Source organism: Kitasatospora sp. NPDC089509 (genome assembly GCF_044749365.1).
Classification (GTDB): domain Bacteria; phylum Actinomycetota; class Actinomycetes; order Streptomycetales; family Streptomycetaceae; genus Kitasatospora.
In genome coordinates this window covers 21360-46973 of record NZ_JBIVHS010000019.1, presented here as the reverse complement: position 1 = coordinate 46973, position 25614 = coordinate 21360, and the positions used below count along the sequence as shown (strand labels likewise).

The following is a 25614-nucleotide window of genomic DNA, read 5'->3' as shown; positions in this document are numbered from 1 at the left end:
GGGGGGATTCACAATTGGCGCCGAAGCTATGTGGTCTGAACCACACAGGTCAATAGGTCTGTACCAATTGGTCATCACTCGGCAAACCCCGGCCAGCCCGTGACCAAAAACGGCCCCGGTCGTTCGCATACCGGGGAAGGGGCACGACAACTGCCCGAAGGAGACCGCCATGCCGGTCAAGTACACCCGCGACCTGCTCGCCGCCACGGCGGCGGCCGCGACCACGCTGGACGAGATGCTGATCACGCTCGACCGCGAGCCGAATCATGAGAGCCGCAAGTACCTGCGCCGCAGGCTCACCGAATGCGGGATCGACACCTCGCACTTCCGCCCCACCGGAAGCATCTACACCCGAGAGCTCCTCCAGGAGGCCGTCGCGGTGTCGCACAGCGTCGCCGGAGTGGTGCGCTACCTCCACAAGCGCCAAGCGGGCGGCACTCAGGCCCACATCGGGCGCCGCATCAAGGCCCTCGGAATCGACACCTCACACTTCACCGGACAGGCGCACGGACGGGGGAAGCACTCCCGCACCCTCATCCCGGCCGACCAGCTCCTGGTCCGGCGCGCCGAAGGCACCAAGCGGCTTCCCGGCACCCGGATCCGCCGCGCCCTCGCTGAACTGGGCCGGCCCGAGCTCTGCGAGGAGTGCGGCACCGGCCCCGAATGGCGAGGACGAGCGATGACCCTGGAAGTCGACCACATCAGCGGCGACTGGTCGGACAACCGGCCGGACAACCTCCGACTACTCTGCCCGAACTGCCACGCCGTCACCGACACGTACTGCGGTCGGAACAAGAACAGGCGGACACCGCTCCGCTGAATCGAGGTGTCCCCACCGGATCCGAAGCCCTAAACTAGAGGCCGTATGCGGCCTTGGCGTAACGGCAGCCGCGCCGGACTTAGGATCCGGTGGGGGAGACCCCGTGAGGGTTCGAATCCCTCAGGCCGCACTGGTCTTGCACCTAAGAATCGAAGGCCGGCCCCGGGAAGAAATCCCAGGGCCGGCCTTCAGTTCTTCGGACTCCCCGTCAGCCGATGAGGTCCTTGACCACCGGCGCCAGCGCCCGGAACGCCTGGCCCCGGTGGCTGATGGCGTTCTTCTCGTCCGCCGTCATCTCCGCGCAGGTCCGGGTCTCCCCCAGCGGCTGGAGGATCGGGTCGTAGCCGAAGCCACCGTCGCCCGCCGGGGCGGTCCGGAGCGTCCCCAGCAGCCGTCCCTCGACGACGCGTTCGGTGCCGTCGGGCAGGGCGAGGGCGGCGGCGCAGAAGAAGTGGGCGCCGCGGTGCGGGTCGGCGATGTCGGAGAGCTGGGCGAGCAGCAGGTCCAGGTTGGCGAGGTCGTCGCCGTGCTTGCCGGACCAGCGGGCGGAGAAGATGCCGGGCGCGCCGTTGAGGACGTCGACGCAGAGGCCGGAGTCGTCGGCGACGGCGGGCAGGCCGGTGGCGCGGGCCAGGGCGTGGGCCTTGAGCAGGGCGTTCTCGGCGAAGGTGACGCCGGTCTCGGGGACGTCCGGGATCTCGGGGTAGGCGTCGGCGCCGACGAGTTCGACGTCGAGGCCGGCCTCGGTGAGGATGGCGCGCAGTTCGGCGACCTTGTGCCGGTTGCGGGTGGCGAGGATCAGACGGGTGGACATATCGCCCACCCTATCGAGCGCCCGGGGGTGTCAGCCGGTGCAGACCGAGGTGAGGTTGCCCGCCGCGTCGCCGAGCGGCTTGAGGTCGGGGGCCTGCTTCTTGTCGACGGCCTGCTGGACCAGGTCGGCCTGCTTCTGCAGGTCGGTCACGGCCTTGACCACGTCGGTGTTCTTGGAGTTCTTGCCGACCTGGTCGAGGTCGCCCTTGAGCTTCTGCAGCGCCTTCCCGGCGGCGGCCGAGTCGTTGCTGGAGTTGTCGTAGGCCTTGGTGAGGTCGGCGAGGTCGGCGGTGATCTTCACGGCGGTGTTGCCGCAGTCCATCGCCTTCTGGGCGGCGGAGCAACTCACCATGCTGAGCGGGAGGATCGCGATCAGTCCGGCCACGGCGAGGGCGGCGGGGCGGGCGATGCTCGACGGCATCCGGTCCTCCTGGTGGGCGGGGGTTCCATGGGGAGGGACGTGCGCCACCGGTTGCGTGGTTCCCGCAGCGGTGGTGCTGCGGGAACCGTACGGTCTGCGGGCCGGACGTGTACAGCGGTCCGCACACCCGTCCGACCGCGGAGGTGGCGTCAGCCTTCGAGCACCTTGCGCTGGATCTCGTCCAGTTCGGCGCAGCCGAGGGTGCCGAGGTCGAGCAGTCGGTCGAGCAGGGCGCGGTCGAAGGGGGCGCCTTCGGCGGTGCCCTGGACCTCGACGAAGCGGCCGTCGGAGGTGCAGACGATGTTCATGTCGGTCTCGGCGCGCACGTCCTCCTCGTACTGGAGGTCGAGCATCGGGACGCCGTCGATGATGCCGACGCTGACGGCGCTGACGCCGCCGGTGATCGGCTGGCCCTTGGCGCGGAGGAGCTTGCGTTCGCGGGCCCAGGAGACGGCGTCGACGAGGGCGACGTAGGCGCCGGTGATGGCGGCGGTGCGGGTGCCGCCGTCGGCCTGGAGGACGTCGCAGTCGAGGACGATGGTGTTCTCGGCGAGGGCGCGGTGGTCGATGACGGCGCGCAGGGAGCGGCCGATGAGGCGGCTGATCTCGTGGGTGCGGCCGCCGATGCGGCCCTTGACGGACTCGCGGTCGCCGCGGGTGTTGGTGGCGCGCGGGAGCATGGAGTACTCGGCGGTGACCCAGCCTTCGCCGCTGCCCTTGCGCCAGCGGGGGACGCCTTCGGTGACGCTGGCGGTGCACAGCACCTTGGTGTCGCCGTAGGAGACGAGGACGGAGCCTTCGGCGTGCTTGCTCCAGCCCCGCTCGATGGTGATGGGGCGGAGCTGGTCGGGGGTGCGGCCGTCGATGCGTGACATAGCCACTGAGCGTAGCCGCTCGGGGCGTGCCGTCCGGCTGCGGACGGGCGGACGGACGGACGGGGCGGACGGACGGGCGGCCGATCGCGGATGCACCTCGGCCCGCCGTCCCCCTGAGCGGGTCGGCGGGCCGTGGGTGGTCGAGCCTGGGTGGCTCAGCTCACATCATGTCTTCGATGTCGGCGGCGATCGGGTCGGCGTCGGTGCCGATGACGACCTGGATCGCGGTGCCCATCTTGACGACGCCGTGGGCGCCGGCGGCCTTGAGGGCGGCCTCGTCGACGAGGGAGGCGTCCTTGACCTCGGTGCGGAGGCGGGTGATGCAGCCTTCGACCTCTTCGATGTTGTCGATGCCGCCCAGACCGGCGACGATCTTCTCAGCCTTGCTGGCCATCTGGTTCTCTCCCTCTGTCTCGGCCCGCCGGCTGCTCTGCCGGGTGCCGTCCTGCGCTGTGCTGGGGTCCGCGGGTCGGTCCTCGTCCGTCGGGCGGTGAGGTCCGTGCCGGTGGCTGACGCGGGTTCAGCCGGGGTCGCGCTGCCGGGCAGCGCGACCAGCATGACCCGAGCCGGTCCGGTCTGCCACGTTAGTCCACTTTTGGCCCATTCCGGCGCGCAGGCTCCCGAGTGCCACCCGAGGATGACGATCAGCGGGGGCTCGCGTCCCGGCGTCCGGCCTGCGTCCCAAAGTGGTCTACACCAATATATGTGTACTCCGATGAACGCAGGAAGGACCCCGGGTGTTCCTGAGCCCCGCCCGAGGGTCCCGCCGGGGCCCGCTGCTCGGCAACTGCTCTCGGAGGGCGAAGGATGAGTTCGGCAGGCGCCACGGCTCCGCGGACCGTGTGGTGGCACGGCTTCTACGGCGGTCTCCAGAAGATGGGCCGCTCGCTCCAGCTGCCGGTCGCGGTGCTCCCGGCCGCGGGCATCCTCAACCGACTCGGCCAGCCCGACGTGTTCGGCAAGGACGGCCTGGGCTGGACCGACGTGGCCAAGGTCTTCGCGGCGGCGGGCGGCGCGCTGCTCGACTCCTCGCTCGGCCTGCCGCTGCTGTTCTGCATCGGTGTGGCGATCGGCATGGCCAAGAAGGCGGACGGCTCGACGGCGCTCGCCGCCGTGGTCGGCTTCCTGGTGTACTACAAGGTCCTGCACGCCTTCCCGGAGAGCTGCAAGGCCGGCACCGTCCAGGTCCCCGACGCCTGGACCGCCCAGTGCGTGGACTACTCCTCGGCCAAGGCCGCGGCGGCGACGTACCAGAACCCGGGGGTGCTGGGCGGCATCCTGATCGGCCTGATGTCGGCCTGGCTCTGGGTCCGCTTCCACCGCGTCAAGCTGGTCGACTGGCTGGGCTTCTTCAACGGCCGCCGCCTGGTGCCGATGATCACCGCCGTGGTGGGCCTGGTCACCGCCTGCATCGCGCTGTGGGTGTGGCCGCCGATCGGCCGCGGCCTGAACGACTTCTCGCAGAACCTGGCCGATCTCGGCGCGGGCGGCGCCGGCATCTTCGGCCTGTTCAACCGGGCGCTGCTGCTGATCGGTATGCACCAGCTGCTGAACACCTTCGTCTGGTTCCAGTTCGGCGAGTTCACGAAGCCGGACGGCAGCCTCGTGCACGGCGACATCCCGCGTTTCCTCGCGGGCGACCCGACGGCCGGCCAGTTCCAGTCCGGATTCTTCCCGATCATGATGTTCGCGCTGCCCGCCGCGGCCCTCGCGATCGCGCACGCGGCCAAGCCGCACCGTCGCAAGGAGATCTACGGCCTGATGCTCTCGGTCGGCCTGACCTCCTTCGTCACCGGCGTCACCGAGCCGCTGGAGTACTCCTTCGCCTACATCGCCCCGGCCCTGTACGGCCTGCACGCGCTGCTGACCGGCGCCTCGATGGCCGTCACCTGGGGGCTGGGGGTGCACGACGGCTTCAGCTTCTCGGCCGGCCTGATCGACTACGTGATCAACTGGGGACTCGCCACCAAACCCTGGCTGATCATCCCGATCGGCCTGGTCTTCGCCGCGGTGTACTACACGGTCTTCCGGTTCGTCATCGTCAAATTCGACCTGAAAACACCTGGCCGGGAGGACGAGAGCGAGATCGAGGACGTCACCAAAGCCTGAATCCGGTCGCCCCGGAACCATCGCCGCAAAGGCCCTCGGACCCATCGGTCCGAGGGCCTTCGGCATTTCACCGTAGGACTTAATTCCCGGCCCGATAAACACCGGAAAGACAATTCGGTGGCGATCCGGCCGACCCGGCCGGCACTCCGGAGCGGCGCCGACCGACGGTGGGGGGATGCCTCCGGACCCGCCCGCAGCCGCTCCGGTCACTCTCAGCAGCCGCCGCGCACTCCCCGGAGTGGGCGGATCGTCCGACCACGACCCCGGACCGGTCGTCGCCCTGTCGCCCCAAGGCCTCCGCGCTTTTTGTTGCGCAAATAGCCAAAATCACAATCGCGACTGAAATCATGATCGTCGCTCCGGGTCCAGGTTTCGATTTCATAGCGCTTCACGACGGCGGCGCTTTTCGGGGTTCCCCGCCTTCTCCACCCGTGCTACAAACTGGTCTACACCACACGTGGTGTAGACCAGTTCGCGGTTGGCCCCCCTGTGCCCTCCCCCGACCGACCGCCATGCCGTTAGGAACCCACCCCCATGAGTCAGTCTGCGCAGGCACCGGCGCCCGCCACGGCTCCGGCCTCGCCCAGCCCCGCCAAGCAGTTCGGTCAGAACGTCCTCCAGGGTCTGCAGAAGATCGGTCGCAGCCTCCAGCTGCCCATCGCGGTGCTCCCCGCCGCCGGCCTGCTGATGCGCCTCGGCCAGGACGACGTGTTCGGCAAGGACGGCCTCGGCTGGGACAAGGTCGCCTCGGTCTTCGCCACGGCCGGCAACGGTGTCTTCGACAACCTGCCGCTGCTGTTCGCGGTGGGCATCGCGATCGGCTTCGCCAAGAAGGCGGACGGCTCCACCGCCCTCGCCGCATTGGTCGGCTTCCTGGTGTACAAGAACGTGCTCACCGCGTTCCCGATCACCGACGGCCACATCGCCGACGGCAAGTGGGTCCCCCCGACGTACCAGAACCCGGGAGTACTCGGCGGCATCGTGATCGGTCTGCTGGCCGCGGTGCTGTGGCAGAAGTACCACCGCACCAAGCTGGTCGACTGGCTCGGCTTCTTCAACGGCCGTCGCCTGGTCCCGATCATCATGGCCTTCGTCGGCACCGCCGTCGGTGTGCTGTTCGCCCTGACCTGGGGCCCGATCGGCGACGCCATCAAGAGCCTGAACGACACCCTGATCGGTGCGGGCGCGCTCGGCGCCGGCGCCTTCGGCCTGGTCAACCGCGGCCTGCTGCCGGTCGGCATGCACCAGTTCGTGAACTCCTACGCCTGGTTCCAGACCGGTGACTTCACCAAGCCCGACGGCACCGTCGTGCACGGCGACCTGACCCGCTTCTTCGCCGGCGACCCGACCGCCGGACAGTTCATGGCGGGCTTCTACCCGATCATGATGTTCGCGCTGCCCGCCGCCGCGCTGGCCATCGCCCACGCCGCCAAGCCGCACCGCCGCAAGGCCGTCACCGGCATGATGGTCTCGCTCGCCCTGACCTCCTTCGTCACCGGTGTCACCGAGCCGATCGAGTTCTCCTTCGTCTTCATCGCCCCGGTCCTGTACGTCATCCACGCGGTCCTCACCGCCGTCTCGATGACCGTCACCTGGGCGCTCGGCGTGCACGACGGCTTCACCTTCTCCGGTGGTCTGATCGACTACGCACTCGCCTGGAGCAAGGCCACCGAGCCCTGGCTGATCATCCCGATCGGCCTGGTCTTCGCGGCGCTGTACTACTTCCTCTTCCGCTTCGCGATCACCAAGTTCGACCTCAAGACCCCCGGTCGCGAGGACGACAACGAGATCGAGGACGTGACCAAGGCCTGAGGCCCGCGTCACCCCCGCTCCCGAAGGCCCCGCCCCACCGCCGCTCCCCCGGCGGCGGGGCGGGGCCTTCCGCGTACCCGGCGACAACGGCGGTTGACGAACCGACGGAGGCCCTGGTCAACTGAACCGGTGAACGCCTCGTGCCCGCTGGTCACCCGCAGCCACATCGACTTCGGTCGCGTGTGGTCCGCGGCGTGTCGCGGCTGAGCTGACCGTTCCCCCGCCGCCGCCCGGCTGACGTCCCGCCCGGCACCGGCCTCCTCCCTCCGCCCGCACGGGTCCCGCCCGTCCGCAGGCCGTCACCGCGCGACCGCGCACCCGCACCGACCGGGGCGCGGCGGCGCATCCGCACGAGGAAAGTCAGGCTCGCCATGCCCCGCCAGTTGCACCTCTCCGCCGCCATCGACGCCACGATCGTCGCCACGACCGACGCCACGATCAGCCCCGCCGTCGAACCCGCCGCCAACCCCGGCCGGTTCGACGCCGCCCACTACACCGGCCTCGCCCGCCTCGCCGAGCGGGCCACCCTGGACTTCGTCACCCTCGACGACTCCTTCACCGCCGAACCCCGCCGCCCCGACGCGCTCGCCACCCTGGCCCGGATCGCCCCGCTGACCTCGCGGATCGGCCTGGTGCCCACCGTCACCACCACCCACACCGAGCCCTTCCACACCTCGATCTCGCTCAACACCCTGGACTGGGTGAGCGAGGGCCGGGCCGGCTGGCTGGTCGGCGTCTCCGACACCGAGGCCGAGGCCCGCGCCTTCGGCCGCCGCCCGGTCGCCCCCGCGGACGAGCTCTGGGCCGAGGCGGCCGACGCCGCCGAGGTCGCCGCCCGGCTCTGGGACAGCTGGGAGGACGACGCGGAGATCCGCGACACCGCGACCGGCCGCTTCGTCGACCGCGACAAGCTGCACTACGTCGACTTCGAGGGCCGGCACTTCTCGGTCCGCGGGCCGTCCATCACCCCGCGCCCGCCGCAGGGCCGCCCGGTGGTCGTGGTCCCGGTGGCCGCCGCCGACCTGGCCCGGGACGCCCCGGCCGACGGCCGGGCCCGCGTCGACACCGCGATCCGGTACGCCGACGTCGTGCTGCTGGACGCCCCGGACCGGGCCGCGCGGCTGACCGCCGCCACCGAACTGCGGCTGCGCTCCGGCGAACAGCTGCGCATCCTCGCCCGGCTGGACATCGCCCTGCCCGACCGGGCCGCCGAGGAGCGGCTGCTCGCCGAACTCAGCGCCACCGGCACCGGCGTGGACGGCTTCCACCTCGTCCCCGCCGCAGCCGAGCGCGACCTCGCCGCCCTCGCCGCGCGCATCGCCCCGGCCCTGCGCGCCACCGGGCTGCTGCGCAGCGGCTACCCCGGCCGCACCCTGCGCGACCACCTCGGTCTGGCCCGCCCGGCGAGCCGCTACGCCGCCGCACCCGCCGAGTCCCCTGCCGAGTCCCCCGCCGAATCCCCCGCCCGCGCCGCCCTCGCCGAGGTGACCCGATGACGGACCGTCCGCTCAAGCAGATCCACCTCGCCGCCCACTTCCCCGGCGTCAACAACACCACGGTGTGGAGCGATCCGGCCTCCGGCAGCCACATCGAGTTCAGCTCCTTCCGCCACCTCGCGCAGACCGCCGAGCGCGGCCGGTTCGACTTCTTCTTCCTCGCCGAGGGCCTGCGGCTGCGCGAGACCAACGGCCGCATCCACGACCTGGACGTGGTCGGCCGCCCCGAGTCGATCACCGTGCTGAACGCGCTGGCCGCCGTCACCGAACGGATCGGCCTGGCCGCCACGGTGAACGCCACCTTCAACGAACCGTACGAACTCGCCCGCCGCTTCGCCTCCCTGGACCACCTCTCCGGCGGCCGGGCGGCCTGGAACGTGGTCACCTCCTCGGACGCCTTCACCGGGGAGAACTTCCGCCGCGGCGGCTACCTCGACCGTGCCGACCGGTACACCCGGGCCGCCGAATCGGTCCAACTGGCAAGGGAGTTCTGGGATTCGGGCGAGCAGACCGTCCGCCACCGCGGTCCGCAGTTCGAGGTCGAGGGCCGGCTCTCGCTGCCCCGCCCGCCGCAGGGCCACCCGGTGGTCATCCAGGCCGGCGACTCCGACCAGGGCCGGGAGTTCGCCGCCGCCACCGCCGACATCGTCTTCAGCCGGCACTCCCACTTCGAGGACGGCCGGGCCTTCCACGCCGACGTCAAGCGCCGACTGGCCGCGTACGGGCGCAAACCCGACGAGCTGAAGATCATGCCGGCCGCCACCTTCGTCCTAGGCGACACCGACGCCGACGCGGCCGAGCGCGCCGCCGAGGTCCGCCGGGCCCAGGTCGGCCCGCAGACCGCGATCAACCACCTGGAACAGGTCTGGGGCATCGACCTGTCCGACCACGACCCGGACGGCCCGCTGCCGACCGTCGACCCCGATCCGGACAGCGCCCTGGTCCAGGGCCGGGTCCGGATCGCGGACCCGGTGGGCGTCGCCGCCCGCTGGCGGGCCCTCGCCGCCGAGAAGGGGCTGAGCAGCCGTGAGCTGGTCATCGAGGTCACCGGTCGGCAGTCCTTCATCGGCTCCCCCGCCACCGTCGCCCGGGAGATCGACCGCTTCGTGCAGCACGACGCGGCCGACGGCTTCATCCTGGTCCCCCACCTCACCCCGGGCGGCCTGGACGAGTTCGTCGACCGGGTGGTCCCGCTGCTCCAGGAGCGCGGCGTCTTCCGGACCGACTACACCGGCCCGACCCTGCGCGACCACCTCGGCCTGCCGGTGCCCGGGCGGCGGTAGGTGCCCTCTCCCGGGCGGCGGCTCAGAGCTCGTACACCGCGCCCGGCCGGGCCAGCTCGACCGGGCCGGGGTACGCGGCGGCGGCGTCGCGGCGGTTGTGCTCGGCGTCGGTCCACGGCGGGATGTGGGTGAGCACCAGTCGGCGCGCCCCCGCGGCGGCCGCGTGCTCGCCCGCCTCCCGGCCGTTGAGGTGGACGGCCTGGAAGGTGTCGCGGCCGTCCAGGTAGGCGGCCTCGCAGAGGAACAGGTCGGTGTCGCGGGCGAGTTCCACCAGTTCGGGGCACTCGCCGGTGTCGCCGGAGTAGACCAGCGAGCGGCCGGCGTGCTCCAGCCGGAAGGCGAAGGCGTCGACGGGGTGGTTGACCTGGGCGACGGTGATCCGGAACGGGCCGAGCCCGAAACTGCCCGGGGTGAGCGTGCGGAACTCGAACACCTCCTTCATTCCGGGGTTCTCCGGCATGTCGTACGCCCGGGCGAGCCGCGCCGCGGTGCCGGTCGGCCCGTACACCGGGAGGAGTTCGGGGCAGCCCTCGGCCCGGTAGTTGCGGGCGACCCAGTAGGCGCACAGGTCGACGCAGTGGTCCGCGTGCAGGTGGCTGAGCAGGACGGCGTCGACGTCGTAGAGGCCGGTGTGCTGCTGCAGCGCGCCGAGCGCGCCGTTGCCGAGGTCCAGCACCACGCGGAAGCCGTCGGCCTCGACCAGATAGCTGGAGCAGGCCGAGTCGGCGGACGGGAAGCTCCCCGAGCACCCCACCACGGTCAGTTTCATCCGAGCCCCTCCGCCCCGACACGTCCTGGCTGCTGTTGGGCCGCTCCCCGTGTCGGTGGAGCGGCACGGGGAACAGCGTGAAAACGGCATGGAAAACGGCAGGCCGGGCCGGTGGTCCGGCCGGTAGCACTGCGTTGGTGTGTCGAGGGTAAGGGCGGACCGGCACTTTGCCCCCGTCCCCGTGCCGGGCTGTGGCTGGAATCACCCAGACCGCGGGGGCGGGGGCGGTGCCGTGGGTTCAGCGGTGCCGGGGCCGGTTGCGGGCCCAGTCGCGGATGGTCCCGGGGTACCAGCGGGGGTGTCCGCTGCCGTCGACCACGTCCGGTTCGGGCAGCAGTCCGTGCCGCCGGTAGTTGCGGACGGTCTCGGGCTGGACGTTGATGTGCCGGGCGATCTCGGCGTACGACCAGAGTTCGTGCCTGTTCACGAAAGCACCTCCGGGGGGACGGGGGCGGACGTTCGTGAGGCAGCCTTTCCGGGCGGCACCGGGGCGAGGGTGACGGAACGGGCGTCGTGGCGGTTCCGTGACGAACCGGGAGCAACCCACGGACAAATGGCCAACCGTCACGGCGGCCACGGTGGTGGCGTTCACCACCGGCCCGGTACGGTTCGCCGCATGACTGGCATCTGGATTGTCCTCCTGGTCACGGGCGTCGCCGTGCTGGCCGCCGTCGCGGGCGCGCTGGTGCGGCGCACCCGCCCGGCGCCGCGCCCGACGGGTCCGACCGGCCCCGCCGGGCCGCGCTCGCGCCCGAGCCGCGGGGCCCGCCCGGAGCCGCAGGAGATCTGGTGGGCCGAGGTCCCGTTCGAGGACGGCCCGGGCGCCAAGGACCGCCCCTGCCTGGTGCTGCGGGTGCACGGCCGGACCGCCACCGTCGCGAAGATCACCAGCAAGCACCACGCCGAGCGCCCGGGCGTGCTGGCGCTGCCGCCCGGCTCGGTCGGCGACCGGCAGGGCCGGGCCAGCTGGCTGGAGACCGACGAGCTGCGCGAGGTGCCGCTGTCCGCCTTCCGCCGCCGGGCCGGCACGCTGGACCGCCAGGTCTGGACCCGGGCCCAGCAGGTCCTGGGCTAGGCCCTGTCGGGCCGGTCGGGACTCAGGCCCAGAGCTGGCCCTGCAGCGCCTCGACCGCCGCCTCGGTGGTCTCGGCGGTGTAGATGCCGGTGGAGAGGTACTTCCAGCCGCCGTCCGCGACCACGAAGACGATGTCGGCGCGCTCCCCGGCGGCCGCCGCCTTGCGGCCGACGCCGATCGCGGCGTGCAGGATGGCGCCGGTGGACACGCCCGCGAAGAGGCCCTCCTGCTGGAGGAGTTCACGGGTGCGGCGGACGGCGTCCGCGGAGCCGACCGAGAAGCGGGTGGTCAGCACCTCGGCGTCGTACAGCTCGGGCACGAAGCCCTCGTCGAGGTTGCGCAGCCCGTAGACCAGGTCGTCGTAGCGCGGCTCGGCGGCGACGATCCGCACGCCGGGGACCTTCTCGCGCAGGTAGCGGCCGACGCCCATCAGGGTGCCGGTGGTGCCGAGGCCGGCCACGAAGTGGGTGACGGTCGGCAGGTCGGCGAGGATCTCGGGGCCGGTGGTGGCGTAGTGGGCGCCCGCGTTGTCCGGGTTGCCGTACTGGTAGAGCATCACCCAGTCGGGGTGCTCGGCGGCGATCTCCTTGGCCATCCGGACGGCGGTGTTGGAGCCGCCGGCGGCCGGGGAGGGGATGATCTCGGCGCCCCACATCCGGAGCAGTTCGCGCCGTTCCTCGCTGGTGTTCTCGGGCATCACGCAGACCATCCGGTAGCCCTTGAGCTTGGCGGCCATGGCGAGCGAGATGCCGGTGTTGCCGCTGGTGGGCTCCAGGATCGTGCAGCCGGGGGTGAGCCGGCCGTCGGCCTCGGCACGCTCGATCATGTGCAGCGCCGGGCGGTCCTTGATCGAGCCGGTGGGGTTGCGGTCCTCCAGCTTGGCCCAGAGGGTCACCAGGCCGCGGTCGTTGCCGGGGACGGCGGCGGACAGCCGCGGCAGGCGGACCAGCGGGGTGTTGCCGACGGCTTCGAGCGGACTGTCGTATCGCAAGGGAGGGCCTCCGGCCACGGCGGTGAGGGTGAGGAGGGCGGCTCCCCCGCCGCCGGGCGGGGGGAGCCGGGAGCTGATCGGCCGGGCAGGGCCTAGCGGGCGCCGCCGGCCACGGCGGGCAGGATGGTGACGCTGTCGCCGTCGGCGAGGGCGGTGGAGATGCCCTCCAGGAAGCGGACGTCCTCGTCGTTCAGGTAGACGTTGACGAAGCGGCGCAGCTCGCCGCCGTCGACCAGGCGGGCGGCGATGCCGGGGTGGCGGGCGTCGAGGTCGGTGAAGAGTTCCCCGAGGTTGCTGCCGTTGCCCTCGACGGCCTTGGCGCCGTCGGTGTAGGTGCGGAGGATGGTCGGGATGCGGACCTCGATGGCCATGGGTGCGCTCCTGTGCGAGTCGTGGAGGTGGGTGGGCCGCAGCGGGCGCGGCGGGGCGGAGGGTGCCCGGGGCTCGACGCCGCCGGTTCGGCGGTGGGGCCCGGGTGGGCTGGGGCGGCTCTCAGCGCGAGCGCGCGGGCGTGCCGGGACAGATCGCGCCGGCGTGCCGGCACAGGTCGATGTGCAGGCGCGCCACGAGGCGGGTGCCCGGGGCCTGGTTGCTCACATCGACGGAACGCATGGGCTCATCGTATAGATTCCCGGGCCCGCTCGGACATGCCCGTCCCAGGATCCGGATGTTGTTGTTTCCGATGCTGAGACGGCGGGGGCCCGCCGATCGCGCGCGGCGGGTCGGCGGGCCCGGTCCGGGTGGGTGCGGGTCAGGCCGGGTGGGCCTCGACGACCTGGACGTCTTCCTCTGTGATCTCGCCGTCCACGATGCGGAACGAGCGGAACTGGTAGGGGTCGTCCGGGCCGTTGCCGTCGGCGGTGGAGACCAGGACGTAGTGGGCAAACGGCTCGGAGGCGTAGCTCACGTCGGTGCGCGAGGGGTAGGCCTCGGTGGCGGTGTGCGAGTGGTAGACGATCACCGGTTCCTCGTCCAGGTCGTCCATCTCGCGGTAGAGCTTGAGCAGGTCGCCCGAGTCGAACTCGTAGAAGGTGGGCGAGCGGGCGGCGTTGAGCATCGGGATGAAGCGCTCGGGCCGGCCGCTGCCGGCCGGTCCGGCGACCACGCCGCAGGCCTCGTCCGGGTGGTCGGCGCGGGCGTGGGCCACGATCCGGTCGCGGATTTCTCGGGTGATGGTCAGCATGCCGGTCAGGATGCCACGCCCCGGCGGCTGTCCGCCGGGGCGTCCGAGGCCCGGTCGCCGGGTGTCCGCCACCCGGTCGCCAGGTCTCCCGGAGCGGCCGGGGTCAGCCGTTCTTGCGGGCGTGCAGGTGGTCGTGGGCGGTGCCGTGGGCGGCCTGGGGGTTGCGGCGCTTGAGCACCTGGTAGCCGATCACCAGCAGCAGCGCCCAGAAGGGGAAGACGTACAGCGAGATCCGGTTGTCCTTGTCGAGCGCGATCAGCACCACGACCAGGACGAGGAAGGCGAGGGCGGCCCAGCTGACCCAGGCGCCGCCGGGCGCCTTGAAGGTGGGCGGCGGCAGGTGGCCGGCCTGCCAGGCCTTGCGGTAGCGGATCTGGGAGATCAGGATCATCGCCCAGGTCCACAGGCCGCAGACCGTGGCGACCGAGGTGATGTACTCGAACGCCCGTGCCGGGACGAGGTAGTTGAGCACCACGCCGGCGCCCATCAGCAGGCAGGAGAGGGTGATCGCGAAGGCGGGGGTGCGGCGGCGGTTGAGCTTGGTGAGCTGCCCGGGGGCCTGGCCGCGCAGGGCGAGGTCGCGCAGCATGCGGCCGGTGGAGTACATCCCGGAGTTGCAGGAGGAGAGCGCGGCGGTGAGCACCACGAAGTTGATGATGCCGGCCGCGGCCGGGATGCCGATCTTGCCGAAGGCGGCGACGAACGGGCTGACGCCGGGCTGAAACTCCCGCCAGGGCACCAGCGCGAGGATGATCGTCAGGGCGCCGATGTAGAACAGCGCGATGCGCCAGGGCAGGGTGTTGATGGCGCGCGGCAGGGTCTTCTCGGGGTTCTCGCTCTCGCCCGCGGTGACGCCGACGAGTTCGACGCCGAGGTAGGCGAACATGACGATCTGCAGGGTCATCACGGTGGCGCCGATGCCCTTGGGGAAGAAGCCGCCGTCCGACCACAGGTGGGTGATCGACGCGGTGTCACCGGCCTTGCTGAAGCCGAGGGTGAGCACGCCGATGCCGATCAGGATCATGCCGATGATGGCGGTGACCTTGACCATGGAGAACCAGAACTCGATCTCGCCGAACAGCTTCACCGAGATCAGGTTGGCCGCGTAGAGGATGACCAGGAAGGTCAGCGCGCTGGCCCACTGCGGGATGTCGGGTGCCCAGAACTTGACGTAGACGGCGGCGGCGGTGGTCTCGGCCATGCCGGTGACGACCCAGAACAGCCAGTAGGTCCAGCCGGTGACGTAGCCGGCGAAGGGGCCGAGGAACTCCCGGGCGTACTCGGCGAAGCTGCCGGAGACCGGGCGGTAGGTGAGGAGCTCGCCGAGGGCGCGCATGATCCCGAAGATGACCAGGCCGGCCACCGCGTAGGAGAGGATGAGGCTGGGCCCGGACTTGGAGATCGCGGTGCCGGCGCCGAGGAACAGGCCGGTGCCGATGGCGCCGCCGATGGCGATCATCTGGATCTGGCGGCTGCCGAGCCCGCGCTCGTAGCCCTCCTCGTCCGGTTTCGGGTCGACCACCTCGTCGAAGGTCTGCTCGGCCATGGTCACCGTCCTGGGTGGGTCTCGTTTGTGGGGAGAAGTCGTACCACGCACGATCCGGATACCGGTGTTCATCTGAGCGATATTTGAGCATGACCTGCTACGTTTTGCCCGATTTATGCGAAAATGCCCCGGCTGATCGTCCACATGCTGGACGAAACGGCCGGGGCTTGCCCGAAAGCGGGCAGGATCGCCGGACAGAGCGGAACGATCGGCTCCGCCACCGGTCCGCGGTCAGTCGGTGATCGCCTCCAGCAGCGACTCCTGGAGCGCCCCCAGCCACAGGTAGGCCATCACCAGCGGCTTGCGCTCGTCGCCGTCCGGCAGCTCGTACAGGCCCTGCTCGTCCTCCTCGGCGACCTCCAGCCGCACCCCGAGGGTCAGCCGCAGGTCGTTGAGCGCGCCCAGCCAGCGCGGGCAGTCGGCGGCGGGCAGCTTGAGCACCCCGCCGGCACCGCCGAGGCCGTCCAGCGAGCGGACCACCTGCAGCGCGTCGTCCCGCTTGCGGGCCCGCAGGTCCAGCTCGGTGTAGCGGCGGAACTCGGCCGAGGCGGCCCGCACCTCGTCGTCGGCCGGCGCGGCCGGATCGCCGTAGGCGTCGGGGAAGAGCCGGGCCAGCGCCGGGTCGGCGGGCGCCTCGGTCGGGCCCTCGGCGAACAGCGCCGCCAGCGGGTCGTCCCCGTGCCCGCCCGGGCCGGGGCCGATCAGCTCCAGCATCTGCACCTCCAGCGAGCGCAGGATGGAGGCCTCGACCTCGTCCAGCGCGATCGCCGCGCCGCCATCGCCGGTGCTCTCGAACAACCCAGCCATCTGTATCGGTCAGCCCGTCTTCGTCGTCTTCGGCCGCGCCGCCCCACGGGCGGGCGGTCAGTCACTGGTCCGCCGGATGGGCGGTCAGTCGTGCTGCAGCGTCGCCCACAGGCCGTAGCCGTGCAGCGCCTGGACGTCCCGCTCCATCTCCTCGCGGGAGCCGCTGGAGACCACCGCGCGACCCTTGGTGTGCACGTCCATCATCAGCTTCCGTGCCTTGTCCTTCGGGTAGCCGAAGTAGGCCTGGAAGACGTACTGGACGTAGCTCATGAGGTTGACCGGGTCGTTGTGCACGATGGTCACCCACGGCGTGTCCGGCTCCACCACCGGCTGTCCTTCGACCTCCGGGCGCTCGATCTTCACGGGCGCGACACTCACCGACGGGCCTCCTCGTTGCACACTCGTCCACGGTTCCTCACGCCCCATGCTGCCATCCGGGGGACACCCGGGCGATTCCGGCCCGGGTCGCGCCGTGAGAAATCGTCAAACTGACGCTAAGTGGTAGTAGCATCATCCTCATGGACGCCACTTCAGTGCGCGCGGCCGGGTCGACCGCGCTGCTCACCGACCGCTACGAGCTCACCATGCTGCAGGCCGCCCTGCGCAGCGGGGCCGCGCACCGCCGCTCCGTCTTCGAGGTGTTCACCCGACGCCTGCCCGGCGGCCGCCGCTACGGCGTCATGGCCGGCACCGGCCGGGTCCTGGACGCCGTGGAGAACTTCCGCTTCGACACCGCCCAACTGGACTGGCTGTCCCAGCAGGGCGTGGTCGACGAGGACACCCTGCGGTTCCTCGCCGACTACCGCTTCCGCGGCGACATCCACGGCTACCCCGAGGGCGAGGTCTACTTCCCCGGCTCGCCGGTGCTCACCGTGGAGGGCAGCTTCGCCGAGACGGTGATCCTGGAGACGGTGATCCTGTCGATCCTCAACTTCGACTCCGCGGTGGCGGCCGCCGCCTCCCGGATGACCGCCGCGGCCGGCGGCCGGCCGGTGATCGAGCTGGGCGCCCGCCGGGCCCACGAGCAGGCCGCCGTCGCCGCCGCCCGGGCCGCCTACGTGGCCGGCTTCGCCGCCACCTCCGACCTGGAGGCCGGCTACCTGCACGGCATCCCGACCACCGGCACCTCCGCGCACGCCTTCACCCTGGTGCACGACAGCGAGCGGGACGCCTTCCGGGCCCAGATCGAGTCCATGGGCAAGGGCACCACCCTGCTGGTCGACACCTACGACCTGCGCGAGGCCGTCCGCACCGCCGTCGAGGTGGCCGGGCCCGAGCTGGGCGCGGTCCGGATCGACTCCGGCGACCTCATCCTGGCGGCCCACCGGGTCCGCCGTCAGCTCGACGAACTCGGCGCCGAGAACACCCGGATCATCGTCACCTCGGACCTGGACGAGTACGCGATCGCCGCCCTCGCCGCCGCCCCGGTGGACGGCTACGGCGTCGGCACCAGCCTGGTCACCGGCAGCGGCCACCCGACCTGCGCGATGGTCTACAAGCTGGTCGCCCGGGCCGAGACCCCGGACGGCCCGCTGGTGCCGGTGGCCAAGCGCGCGGCCGGCGGCAAGACCAGCATCGGCGGCCGCAAGTGGGCCGCCCGCCGCCCCGACGCCGAGGGTGTGGCCGAGGCCGAGGTGATCGGCACCGGGCCGGTCCCGGACGAGCTGCGGCCGCACCTGGTGCAGGTCCCGCTGGTGCTGGCCGGCGAGACGGTCGGGCGCGAGCCACTGACCGCCGCCCGCGAACGGCACGTCCGGGCACGGGCGGCGCTGCCGCTGTCGGCCACCCAGCTGTCCAAGGGGGACCCGGTCATCCCCACCGAGCTGATCGACTGAGCCGCTCGACCGGGCCGATCGACCGGGCCGCCCCCGGCGCGTGGTCGACGCCCGCCCGGCGCGTGGTCGACGTCGGGACGGACCGGCGGCGGGCGCCGGGCGGCGGGCCCCGTCCCCGCCCGGCGGGCGGGAGGTCGAAGAGCCGCCCCAAGCCTTCCGCCCCCGCGCGCCACTCCCTAGAGTCAGCCGTAGAGTTCCCCTGGAGTTCCTCCCGCGCCGGCCGGCCTCCGCGAGGACCCCACCACCGGGGCGCACCGCCCCCACATCCGAGGATGCGAGCCATGCACCGGGCACTGATCGTCGTCGACGTGCAGAACGACTTCTGCGAGGGCGGCAGCCTGGCCGTCGCCGGTGGCGCCGAGGTGGCCGCCGCCATCACCGACCTGATCTCCGAGGCCTCCCCCGGCTACCACCACATCCTCGCCACCCGCGACCACCACATCGACCCGGGCGACCACTTCTCCGCCGAGCCGGACTACGTCTCCAGCTGGCCGGTGCACTGCGTGGCCGGGACCGAGGGCGTGGGCTTCCACCCCAACTTCGCGCCCGCGGTGATCTCCGGGGCGGTCGAGGCGGTCTTCGACAAGGGCGCCTACTCGGCGGCGTACAGCGGCTTCGAGGGGCTGGACGAGAACGACCGCGGCCCGGTGGAGTGGCTGCGCGAGCGGCAGGTCGACGAGGTCGACGTGGTGGGCATCGCCACCGACCACTGCGTCCGGGCCACCGCCCTGGACGCCGCGCGGGCCGGTTTCACCACCCGGGTGCTGCTGGACCTCACCGCCGGGGTGGCGCCGGCGACCACCACCGCCGCGTTGGAGGAACTGCGGGCGGCCGGGGTCGAGTTGGTCGGCGCGCCGGTGGTCCGGTCCTCGTGACACCGGTCCCGTGACGCTGGTCCCGTGACACCGGTCCCGTCACGCTGGTCCCGTCACGCTGGTCCCGTGAGACCGTTCCTGTGACGCCGGTCCCAGACCGGCTCAGACCACCAGCAGCTCCACCACGTCCGTCCCGCCGGCCCGGTAGGCCTCGCGCAGCTCGCCGCCGACCGCCTCCGGATCGGCGGCCAACCGGGCGCCGGAGACGTACACCACCCGGATGCCCAGGTACTCCATCCGGTGCTGGCCGCCGCGCACCCAGGCGGCCTCGCCCTCGCTGACGCAGCGCAGGTCGGAGTCCACCTCCACCGCGACGCCCTGCTCGGGCCAGTAGAGGTCCGGGACACCGATGTAGGTGCCGCCGCGCATCCGCAGTTCCGGCGCCGCCAGCGGGGCGGGCAACAGCCACTCGTCCACCAGCCGGTCGACCCGCTCCAGGACGAACTCCCGCTCGGCGGCCAGGAGTTCGTCCAGTGCCGCGCGCACCCGGGGCTCCTCGGTCAGTCCGCACTCGACCAGCTCGGTGGCCAACTCCCGTACCGTGCACCGGTTCTCCGGCCGGGCGACGGCCTCCCGCAGCACCTCGCGCACCGGCGCCGGGGCGCCCCCCGGGCCCCCGTCCACGGTCCACTCGTACAGCGCGTCCGCGACCGCCCGGGCGACCGGCGCGCAGGCCAGCCCGTGCACCGAGCGCGCCACCAACTCCCGCTCGGTGCGCCGGATCCGCACCTCGCCGGCGTCCTTGAGTCGACGCTGACGGGGCACCAGGACGTCCACCCCGGTCACCGCGGGCAGCCGGGGCACGGCGGCGAAGCCGTACAGCGCCAACGCCGCCGCACCGGTGATCACCGCCCCCTCGCGCCGACCCTCCTCCCGGCCGTTCTGCGCCGCGTACAGCAGCGCGGCCCACATCCGCTGCTCCGGGGTGGGTTCCCCGGACTGCAGCAGGTAGACCCGGGGCAGCAGTCGCTGCCAGGGGCCGCCCCGACGGCAGTGCTCGGTGATGACCCGGGCCGGCACGCCCCGGGCGCGCAGCTGACTCGCGGTGACGACGTTCTGCTGACGCTTCGCCAGCTCCTCAAGGGACGGCGGCGGCGCGGGGATCCGGTAGGTCATGCCGCCACCCCGCTACCCTCGGCAGGGGCGTCCGCCCGTGCGCACCTCTTGCTGACCAGCTCGCTGCGCTCGCTCATGCGCCCACCATCCCCAACCCCCGCGAGCTGCGCGACACAGCCTGACGCACTGTTACGCAACCGTCGCGAAACCGGGATCAGCCCGCACTAAAGTCCTCATACCCTCACTCATTTGGAGTAAATGCCGCTCATATGGCTATCGGATCTGATCGAAAACGATCGTCGACCTGGTCGCCTGACCCAGAGTGATCAAGGGCATACGGCGAGGGACCCTCGGAGCGTCAATCGCACCCCTGGGATTGCCTAGGCTTACGTCATGTCACGTGACGAGACCGCCGGCCTCCGCGCGGCCCAGCTCCGCCTCGGCCGTCTGCCCGGATACGTCCGCCGCCCGGACCCGGCCCGCCGCAGCGGTGAAAAGGGCCATACGTACAAGAAGGGCTGGGAGGTCCGCTTCACCGCCCGGAGCGAGGCCGAGATAGCAGAGATCCGCGACCTCGTGGTCGCCGCCGGATTCGCCCCGGCCAGACCCTTCTTCAAGGGCCACCAGCTCATCCAACCGGTCTACGGCATGGCAGCCGTGCAGGCCTACCTGGCCGCTAGACAGGCGGCCGAGGAACACGCCGAACGGATCGAACTCGGTCGCCGGCGGCGCGCGGCGGGGGCGCGCGCGGGCGCGACGCACACCGGAGGGGCGCACCCGGGCAGCGCGCACGCCACCGGTGCACCGGTCGGCCACCGCTGCGAGCGCGAGGAGGCCGCCGCAGGAGCCGCTGCCGCAGCTGCGGTCGCCGCCGCGGCAGCCGCCCAACTGGCCCGGCGCCGGGCCGTCGAGTCCTTCCCCGCCCAGGTCGAGCGCGGCCGCACCGCCGACGACCGGATCTCCCCCACGGAGGCCCGCCCGAACCCCTGACCGGGCGGCACCACCCCGCCCCGACCCGCGCCCCGGTCGCCGCCGGCCTCCGGGGCGCACTCGACCCGCCCGCCCCGACCCATCCCGGCCCATCCCGACCCGCCCCGGCGCAACCCCCATCGTGAGTGCGGTTGCGCGGACGGTTGTGCGGACGCGGCTTCGCGCCCTGAGCGTGGACGCCAGCCCCGCCAGGCCCTACGGTGGCACCTCGACCGCCCTGCGACCAGCACCCTCCTACAGCCTCTGACCAGCTGCGACACGCTCGCATCTACGTCCCCCGCAGCACCTGCGCGACGCTCCCCGACCGGCCCTCGACCGCCTCTCGACCAGCCCTCCACCGGCCTCCACCGGCAGTACCGCCGCCGGGTCGCACCGGCCGCCACCCGAACCGGCCGGGCGGCGACGGGTTCCGGGCATTCCATCGGATTGGTCACCCAGCGCACCGAGGGCCTACCGTAGAGTGAGCACAGATGATCGACCGTCAGAAACCCATCTCCCTTTCCGAGAAGACGAGATGACCAACCGTCACACGAGCGACGTCGGACCTCCCCCGGGGCCCGGCGAACCGGAGGACGTGCCACTGGAGTTCGCGGCCTTCTGCGAACTCCACCGCCCCCGGTACCTCAGCTACGCCCGGGTGTGGCTCACCGAGTCCGCCGAAGCGGCCATCGCCGTACAACAGGCGTTCGCCGAAATCGCCGTCCAATGGCGGGAGTTGCTCACCAGCCCGAACCCCACCGCGCTCGCCTGGCAGATCCTGCGCGGCACCGTCGCCGAACACACCCGGCAGGAGCCCGTCGCCCCCGACCGCCACCCCGCCGACGACGACCTGGCGATCCTGCACTACGTCGTCGGCCTGGCCGCCCCCGAGATCGCCGACGTCATCGGCACCGACACCGCGAGCGTCGCCGGACGGCTCCGGCGCACCATGCTCCACGAGGCCTCCGGCTGGTGAAGCCGCGGGGCCGGCTCAGGCCCGGCTCCGGCCCGGCTCCGGCTTGTGGGCCTCAGGCCCGGGCGCCCGTCACGTCGAACAGGTGGTGCACCGGGTCGTGCACCAGATAGCGGGCGAAGGACCCCACCGTGAACCGCGCCCCGTCACTCCGGACCCCGGTCCGCTGCCACTGCTCCCCCGACACCGCGTCGAACGCCGCCGCCAGCGCCTCCGCGGCCGCCGCCAGCTCCCCGGCCACCGCCTCCGGCCGCTGCTCCCGGTAACGCCCCGCGACCGCCGTCTCGTCCTGGTCCCAGTTCGGGAACAGCACGCCGTCCTGATCGAGCATCAGCCCCAGCCGGACCAGGAACAGCCGGAAGACGTCCCGAACGTGACAGGCGTACTCCAGGTCCGACCAGACCTCCGGACGCGGCCGCCGACGCAGCCCCTCCCCGTCACCCGCCAGCACCGCCTGCCAACTCCGCGCATTGGCCCGCACCAGCCCGGCGACGTCCGTGACGGCCACCTTCGGGGTGTCCAACCCGCAGTCGGGGCAAGGGCGTTCCAGCACCCAGGTCCAGTCCTTGGTGTCGGGGACGATCGCGTCGTCGGCGTCGGCGGGGGTCACGGGGCTCTCCGGAGTACTCATGGGCACCAGCATGGCCGCCCCGCCCCGGCCCCACCAGCAGCCCGAACGCCAGCGAACACCGAAATGCCGCCAGGCCCGCCCGCCAGACAGTGAACGATCCGCCACGCACCCCCTGGACGCGCTGCCACCCTGCGCGGCCCCACCGGCTCGACCTAGCCATCGAGGACTGGCTCAGCACTCACTGCCCCAGCCGCCTCCGCCGCCGCACCACCACCGCACCCACCGCAGCCCCCACCACCACGGCCCCGGCCACCCCGGCGGCGACGACCAGACCGGTGCCGTCACCGTTGCCGCTACCAGCGTTGGCCTCGGGGGCGACGGTGGGCTGGTCCGTGGGATCGCTGTCCTCGTCGATCTGCGGCGTGCCCTTCGACTCCGGCCGCTTCACCAACGGATTCTCCGTCGGTCCGCTGTCCACGGCAGGGTTCGGCTCCAGCGCCTTGGCCGGGTCCACGGTTCCGTAGCCGTAGTGGTTGTTGGGCACCACGGTGCCGTTGGCCGGAGGAGTTGCCGACTTGATCATTCGATTAATCACCTGCCCCGCCGAGAGGTTCGGGTACTTGGACCGGATGAGAGCCGCAGTGGCCGAGACGTAGGCCGTGGCATCCGATGTACCGCTTCTACGGTCGTAATCCGTCGAGGATTTTGCCGTAGCGCGGTAGATACCCACACCGGGCGCAACAAGCGTGGTCTCGGGGCCGGCTGTGGACTTCTCCCACGCGACCCCCTTGGAATCCACCGCTCCCACGGCCACCACCCCTGGGAAAGCAGCTGGATACTGAACGTCCTTCTCGGCCCCGGTGTTGCCTGTACCGGAGATCAACACGACATCCTTCGAGACCGCATAGTTGACGGCCTTTCGCAGATTCGAATCGAAGCGGGAGTCACCTGCGAGGGAAATGTTGACGACCTTCGCGCCGTGGTCGGCCGCGAAGCGGATCGCATCTGCCAGATCATGCTGTTGAGGGTCGAGGCTCGGCTGACCACTAGTGCCATCGCCGTCCGTCCCCACCTTCACCGGCAGGATCTTCGCCTTCGGCGCCAGGCCCATCACCCCTGCCTGTGCACCGTGCCCGTGTCCCGCGATCAGGCTCGCCATGCCGGTTCCGTGCCCATCACTGTCCACACGACCGTCCGTATTGCCGCCGGAGAAGTCGGCCCCCGGCAGTACCTGCCCAGTCAGGTCTTGGTGATCCTCGTTCACCCCAGTGTCGATCACCCCGACGACCACCCCGTCGCCTTGACTGACCGGCCAGACCTTGGAATCGGCCTCGAAGGCCGTCAAGGCCCACTGATTTTCCCTGATCTGATCAGCCGACGCTGCCGGTGCGACGGCGGCCCAAACCAATGCCCCAGCGACAAGGACCGCCGTACCACGCGCCAAAACCGGTCACCCCACTCAACGATCAGATTGCCCGCCCAATTGCGGACCGGACTCATTCCACCACGTTCGGATTGGCCGGCTTATCCGACGCCCAGGTCTCCTCGTCCTCAACAAGGTAGTCCGGGCGCTTGCCACCATTCCCCCGCTCCTTCTTGCGACGCTGTGCTTCACCCATCGGCAACCCGGGCGCAATTGCGCCCCTGCCACGGGCTTCGGATTCGACGCTCAGGCGGTTCCGTGCCCCGAGACCGGACCCTCCCTCTGTGAAGGCCTGTTTGCCACGCGCTCCGGCACCGGGAAGCGGCGTCTCGCGAACGGCGCCGCCAGGCCGGGCCACAGAGCCGCCCGCCTGTTTGGCTCCGGACACCGCACCGGGACCTCTCCCCTCCAGCGGCATCGCACTGCCAAGAGAATCCTTGCCTGCAGAACCTGGTTTGCCCTGTACGACGCCGGTCCCGACGGGTGTGCCCTGTACAGCCGATTCCACAGGGGTGACGGTCGTCGGAGCGTTGCCACCAGCGATCGGCCTGTTCTGGAAGGACGTGGTGTTCAGGCCGGATGTCTGAGTCCCGGTGGCAGCTGGGCTCGGCACACTTCCACTCGGGCGGGCCACCGGAGTCCCGGCAATGCCTGCCTCGGGGCTACGACCCGCTGTGGTCGACGGCTTCGGAGGGGTCTGAGCTGTACCCCCCTTGATCCCTGTGTCGGTCAGGGCAGCCATACTCCTCGGCACGGAGCGAGCCGTCATCGAAGACGCGGAGGAGCTCGGACGCCGGGAGCCATTCGTCACCCGTCCCGGTACTCCCCCAGTCCCGTACGAGACACCGGACACCATCGCAACTGCTGCCGCTGCCGCCCCGCTCGGGTCGCTTTGCGTCTCCGGATCAGGATCGTCAACCCTCACCCGTTGCTTGGAACCCGGCATCGGCGGAGCCTTCAGGGCCGGTGTCGCGATGCGGTAGTGCATCGCGAGGGTCTGCATGACCGCCGCCGCTTCCGCCTTCTTGCGGTCGGTGAGCTGGATGTGGTCGTCCTCGCTGCTGAAGAAGTCGCCGACCTTGTCCTTGAACTGGTCCCAGCTGCCCGGTTCCTCGGGCATGGTGCGCTTCGCCGTGGCCATCGCCTCGGACATGTTGTGCAGGGTGTTGGCCGCGTCGTTGGCGTAGGCGGCGGCCTCGTTGATGTTGGCGGCGAGGGTCAGCATGGAGGTGTGGAAGGAGTCGCTGGTGGTGCCGTCCCAGGCGGTGGCGGCTTCGGTGCTGGCGGTGGTGAGGGTCTTGCGGATCTCCTTGAGGGTGGTCGCCGCCTTGCGCCAGGGGTCGCCGGCGGCCATCACCGCTCCGGGGTCGAGGGCTTGGGCCATCTTGCGGAGATCGGCGTGGCTGTACTTGGTGAAGTCGGTGTAGACCACGGGTGGTTCACCTCCGGTCGGGCGACGGGTCAGATGGTGGCGTTGCCGTGCTGGGACGGGACCTGGTTGGCCTGGTACGCGACCTCGCTGGTGGCGGAGGGCTGGGCGACGGACCAGCCGTCGTCGGACAGCTTGAGCTTCCGGCTCACGTGGTGGTCGTGCTCCTCGTAGTTGGTCGCGGTCAGGTCGGCGTTGTGCTGGGCCTCGTCGATGGCGCTCTGGAGCTGGTTCAGGACGTCCCGCAGGGCGTCCCGCATGGTGCCGTAGCGGCCGTGGATCTCGGTGGCCTCGGCGAAGGTGCCGAAGGCGGTCTTGCCGAGGCCGGTGCGGCCGTGGGCGGTGTTGCCGTTCGCGTCCTTCTCGAATTCCCTGAGCAGCAGCCGTACTTGGCCGGCGAAGGTGCGTAGTTGTTCGACCTCGACCCGGTAGCCCTGGTTGGCTCCGCCGGTCGAGCCGGTCCCTGTTCCCATGGCGGCGCCC

General features: G+C 71.5%; 27 protein-coding genes, 1 tRNA gene and 1 pseudogene. 11 read left to right on the top strand and 18 right to left on the bottom strand.

All coding sequences use genetic code 11. The annotated features are described in order from the left end of the window. Positions 1-169: 169 nt before the first annotated feature. Both ACIP4P_RS31335 and ACIP4P_RS31330 read left to right on the top strand, forming a co-directional pair. Positions 170-820, top strand: a complete 651-nt coding sequence (locus ACIP4P_RS31335; protein ID WP_400924240.1) for an HNH endonuclease — start codon at positions 170-172, stop codon at positions 818-820. A 47-nt stretch (positions 821-867) separates the two neighbouring features. Next, positions 868-950, top strand: a tRNA-Leu gene (locus ACIP4P_RS31330). A gap of 78 nt (positions 951-1028) precedes the next feature. On the opposite strand, the gene rdgB is transcribed toward ACIP4P_RS31330, so the two are convergent. The 4 genes and pseudogenes from rdgB to ACIP4P_RS31310 all read right to left on the bottom strand — a co-directional run. Continuing rightward, positions 1029-1634: an RdgB/HAM1 family non-canonical purine NTP pyrophosphatase gene (rdgB, locus tag ACIP4P_RS31325; RefSeq protein ID WP_350514851.1), complete on the bottom strand. Its 606-nt coding sequence runs from the start codon at positions 1632-1634 to the stop codon at positions 1029-1031. A gap of 30 nt (positions 1635-1664) precedes the next feature. Then, positions 1665-2054, bottom strand: coding sequence for a hypothetical protein (locus ACIP4P_RS31320; RefSeq protein ID WP_350514852.1), 390 nt, complete (start codon positions 2052-2054; stop codon positions 1665-1667). Positions 2055-2203: 149 nt separating this feature from the next. After that, entirely contained in the window at positions 2204-2929 is a 726-nt protein-coding gene (rph, locus tag ACIP4P_RS31315; RefSeq protein ID WP_350514853.1) for a ribonuclease PH, read from the bottom strand. Positions 2930-3089: 160 nt separating this feature from the next. Beyond that, positions 3090-3350: pseudogene (locus ACIP4P_RS31310) on the bottom strand (glucose PTS transporter subunit EIIB); the annotation flags it as partial. A gap of 386 nt (positions 3351-3736) precedes the next feature. Here ACIP4P_RS31310 and ACIP4P_RS31305 point away from each other — a divergent pair. The 4 genes from ACIP4P_RS31305 to ACIP4P_RS31290 all read left to right on the top strand — a co-directional run bounded on the left by ACIP4P_RS31305 (position 3737) and on the right by ACIP4P_RS31290 (position 9629). Then, positions 3737-5038, top strand: coding sequence for a PTS transporter subunit EIIC (locus ACIP4P_RS31305; protein WP_350514854.1), 1302 nt, complete (start codon positions 3737-3739; stop codon positions 5036-5038). 534 nt (positions 5039-5572) lie between these two features. Further along, positions 5573-6850, top strand: a complete 1278-nt coding sequence (locus ACIP4P_RS31300; protein WP_400924237.1) for a PTS transporter subunit EIIC — start codon at positions 5573-5575, stop codon at positions 6848-6850. A gap of 371 nt (positions 6851-7221) precedes the next feature. Then, positions 7222-8346 (top strand): LLM class flavin-dependent oxidoreductase, encoded by a 1125-nt coding sequence (locus ACIP4P_RS31295; RefSeq protein WP_400924235.1) that lies wholly within the window; start codon positions 7222-7224, stop codon positions 8344-8346. After that, complete coding sequence (locus ACIP4P_RS31290; RefSeq protein WP_400924232.1) at positions 8343-9629, top strand: LLM class flavin-dependent oxidoreductase; 1287 nt, start codon at positions 8343-8345, stop codon at positions 9627-9629. The genes ACIP4P_RS31295 and ACIP4P_RS31290 overlap by 4 nt, the downstream gene beginning before the upstream one ends. A gap of 22 nt (positions 9630-9651) precedes the next feature. Here ACIP4P_RS31290 and ACIP4P_RS31285 read toward each other — a convergent pair whose 3' ends face one another. Together ACIP4P_RS31285 and ACIP4P_RS31280 are read right to left on the bottom strand one after the other, a co-directional pair. Beyond that, positions 9652-10398, bottom strand: a complete 747-nt coding sequence (locus tag ACIP4P_RS31285) for an MBL fold metallo-hydrolase (RefSeq protein ID WP_350514858.1) — start codon at positions 10396-10398, stop codon at positions 9652-9654. Positions 10399-10636: 238 nt separating this feature from the next. After that, the gene (locus ACIP4P_RS31280; protein ID WP_400924229.1) at positions 10637-10825 is read right to left on the bottom strand and encodes a MerR family transcriptional regulator; all 189 of its coding nucleotides are present in this window, start codon (positions 10823-10825) and stop codon (positions 10637-10639) included. A gap of 189 nt (positions 10826-11014) precedes the next feature. Here ACIP4P_RS31280 and ACIP4P_RS31275 point away from each other — a divergent pair, with 189 nt between their 5' ends. Continuing rightward, complete coding sequence (locus tag ACIP4P_RS31275) at positions 11015-11473, top strand: type II toxin-antitoxin system PemK/MazF family toxin (RefSeq protein WP_400924227.1); 459 nt, start codon at positions 11015-11017, stop codon at positions 11471-11473. Positions 11474-11495: 22 nt separating this feature from the next. Here the strand turns inward: ACIP4P_RS31275 and ACIP4P_RS31270 are convergent, their stop codons facing one another. The 7 genes from ACIP4P_RS31270 to clpS form a co-directional block, all read right to left on the bottom strand. Further along, a complete protein-coding gene (locus ACIP4P_RS31270) occupies positions 11496-12464 on the bottom strand; it encodes a PLP-dependent cysteine synthase family protein (RefSeq protein ID WP_400924225.1) in 969 nt (322 codons plus the stop codon). 92 nt (positions 12465-12556) lie between these two features. Further along, positions 12557-12835, bottom strand: coding sequence for a MoaD/ThiS family protein (locus tag ACIP4P_RS31265; protein ID WP_350514862.1), 279 nt, complete (start codon positions 12833-12835; stop codon positions 12557-12559). Positions 12836-12956: 121 nt separating this feature from the next. After that, positions 12957-13076 carry a putative leader peptide gene (locus ACIP4P_RS31260; RefSeq protein ID WP_317621128.1) on the bottom strand — a complete coding sequence of 40 codons (120 nt, stop codon included), beginning with the start codon at positions 13074-13076 and terminating at the stop codon, positions 12957-12959. A gap of 139 nt (positions 13077-13215) precedes the next feature. Beyond that, a complete protein-coding gene (locus tag ACIP4P_RS31255; protein ID WP_350514863.1) occupies positions 13216-13647 on the bottom strand; it encodes a M67 family metallopeptidase in 432 nt (143 codons plus the stop codon). A 103-nt stretch (positions 13648-13750) separates the two neighbouring features. Further along, entirely contained in the window at positions 13751-15193 is a 1443-nt protein-coding gene (locus ACIP4P_RS31250; protein WP_400924222.1) for an amino acid permease, read from the bottom strand. 231 nt (positions 15194-15424) lie between these two features. Continuing rightward, on the bottom strand, positions 15425-16000 hold the full coding sequence (locus ACIP4P_RS31245) for a DUF2017 domain-containing protein (protein ID WP_400924220.1): 576 nt from the start codon (positions 15998-16000) through the stop codon (positions 15425-15427). 84 nt (positions 16001-16084) lie between these two features. Beyond that, positions 16085-16378, bottom strand: a complete 294-nt coding sequence (clpS, locus tag ACIP4P_RS31240; RefSeq protein WP_400924218.1) for an ATP-dependent Clp protease adapter ClpS — start codon at positions 16376-16378, stop codon at positions 16085-16087. Positions 16379-16518: 140 nt separating this feature from the next. On the opposite strand from clpS, the gene ACIP4P_RS31235 reads away from it, so the two are divergent. Together ACIP4P_RS31235 and ACIP4P_RS31230 are read left to right on the top strand one after the other, a co-directional pair. Beyond that, positions 16519-17835 (top strand): nicotinate phosphoribosyltransferase, encoded by a 1317-nt coding sequence (locus tag ACIP4P_RS31235; RefSeq protein ID WP_400924216.1) that lies wholly within the window; start codon positions 16519-16521, stop codon positions 17833-17835. A gap of 281 nt (positions 17836-18116) precedes the next feature. Beyond that, positions 18117-18710, top strand: a complete 594-nt coding sequence (locus ACIP4P_RS31230; RefSeq protein WP_400924214.1) for an isochorismatase family protein — start codon at positions 18117-18119, stop codon at positions 18708-18710. Positions 18711-18812: 102 nt separating this feature from the next. Here ACIP4P_RS31230 and ACIP4P_RS31225 read toward each other — a convergent pair whose 3' ends face one another. Then, positions 18813-19826: a hypothetical protein gene (locus ACIP4P_RS31225; RefSeq protein WP_400924212.1), complete on the bottom strand. Its 1014-nt coding sequence runs from the start codon at positions 19824-19826 to the stop codon at positions 18813-18815. A gap of 333 nt (positions 19827-20159) precedes the next feature. Here ACIP4P_RS31225 and ACIP4P_RS31220 point away from each other — a divergent pair, with 333 nt between their 5' ends. Further along, positions 20160-20756 (top strand): hypothetical protein, encoded by a 597-nt coding sequence (locus ACIP4P_RS31220; RefSeq protein WP_400924210.1) that lies wholly within the window; start codon positions 20160-20162, stop codon positions 20754-20756. A 514-nt stretch (positions 20757-21270) separates the two neighbouring features. Continuing rightward, positions 21271-21711 (top strand): hypothetical protein, encoded by a 441-nt coding sequence (locus ACIP4P_RS31215; protein WP_400924208.1) that lies wholly within the window; start codon positions 21271-21273, stop codon positions 21709-21711. Between the two features lie 52 nt (positions 21712-21763). Here the strand turns inward: ACIP4P_RS31215 and ACIP4P_RS31210 are convergent, their stop codons facing one another. From ACIP4P_RS31210 to ACIP4P_RS31195, 4 genes are all read right to left on the bottom strand, one after another. Beyond that, positions 21764-22339 (bottom strand): DinB family protein, encoded by a 576-nt coding sequence (locus ACIP4P_RS31210; RefSeq protein WP_400924206.1) that lies wholly within the window; start codon positions 22337-22339, stop codon positions 21764-21766. A gap of 178 nt (positions 22340-22517) precedes the next feature. Then, positions 22518-23624 (bottom strand): type VII secretion-associated serine protease mycosin, encoded by a 1107-nt coding sequence (gene mycP / locus ACIP4P_RS31205; RefSeq protein ID WP_400924203.1) that lies wholly within the window; start codon positions 23622-23624, stop codon positions 22518-22520. A gap of 151 nt (positions 23625-23775) precedes the next feature. Beyond that, on the bottom strand, positions 23776-25134 hold the full coding sequence (locus tag ACIP4P_RS31200) for a hypothetical protein (RefSeq protein WP_400924201.1): 1359 nt from the start codon (positions 25132-25134) through the stop codon (positions 23776-23778). Between the two features lie 29 nt (positions 25135-25163). Beyond that, positions 25164-25604: a hypothetical protein gene (locus ACIP4P_RS31195; protein WP_400924199.1), complete on the bottom strand. Its 441-nt coding sequence runs from the start codon at positions 25602-25604 to the stop codon at positions 25164-25166. Positions 25605-25614 lie beyond the last annotated feature (10 nt).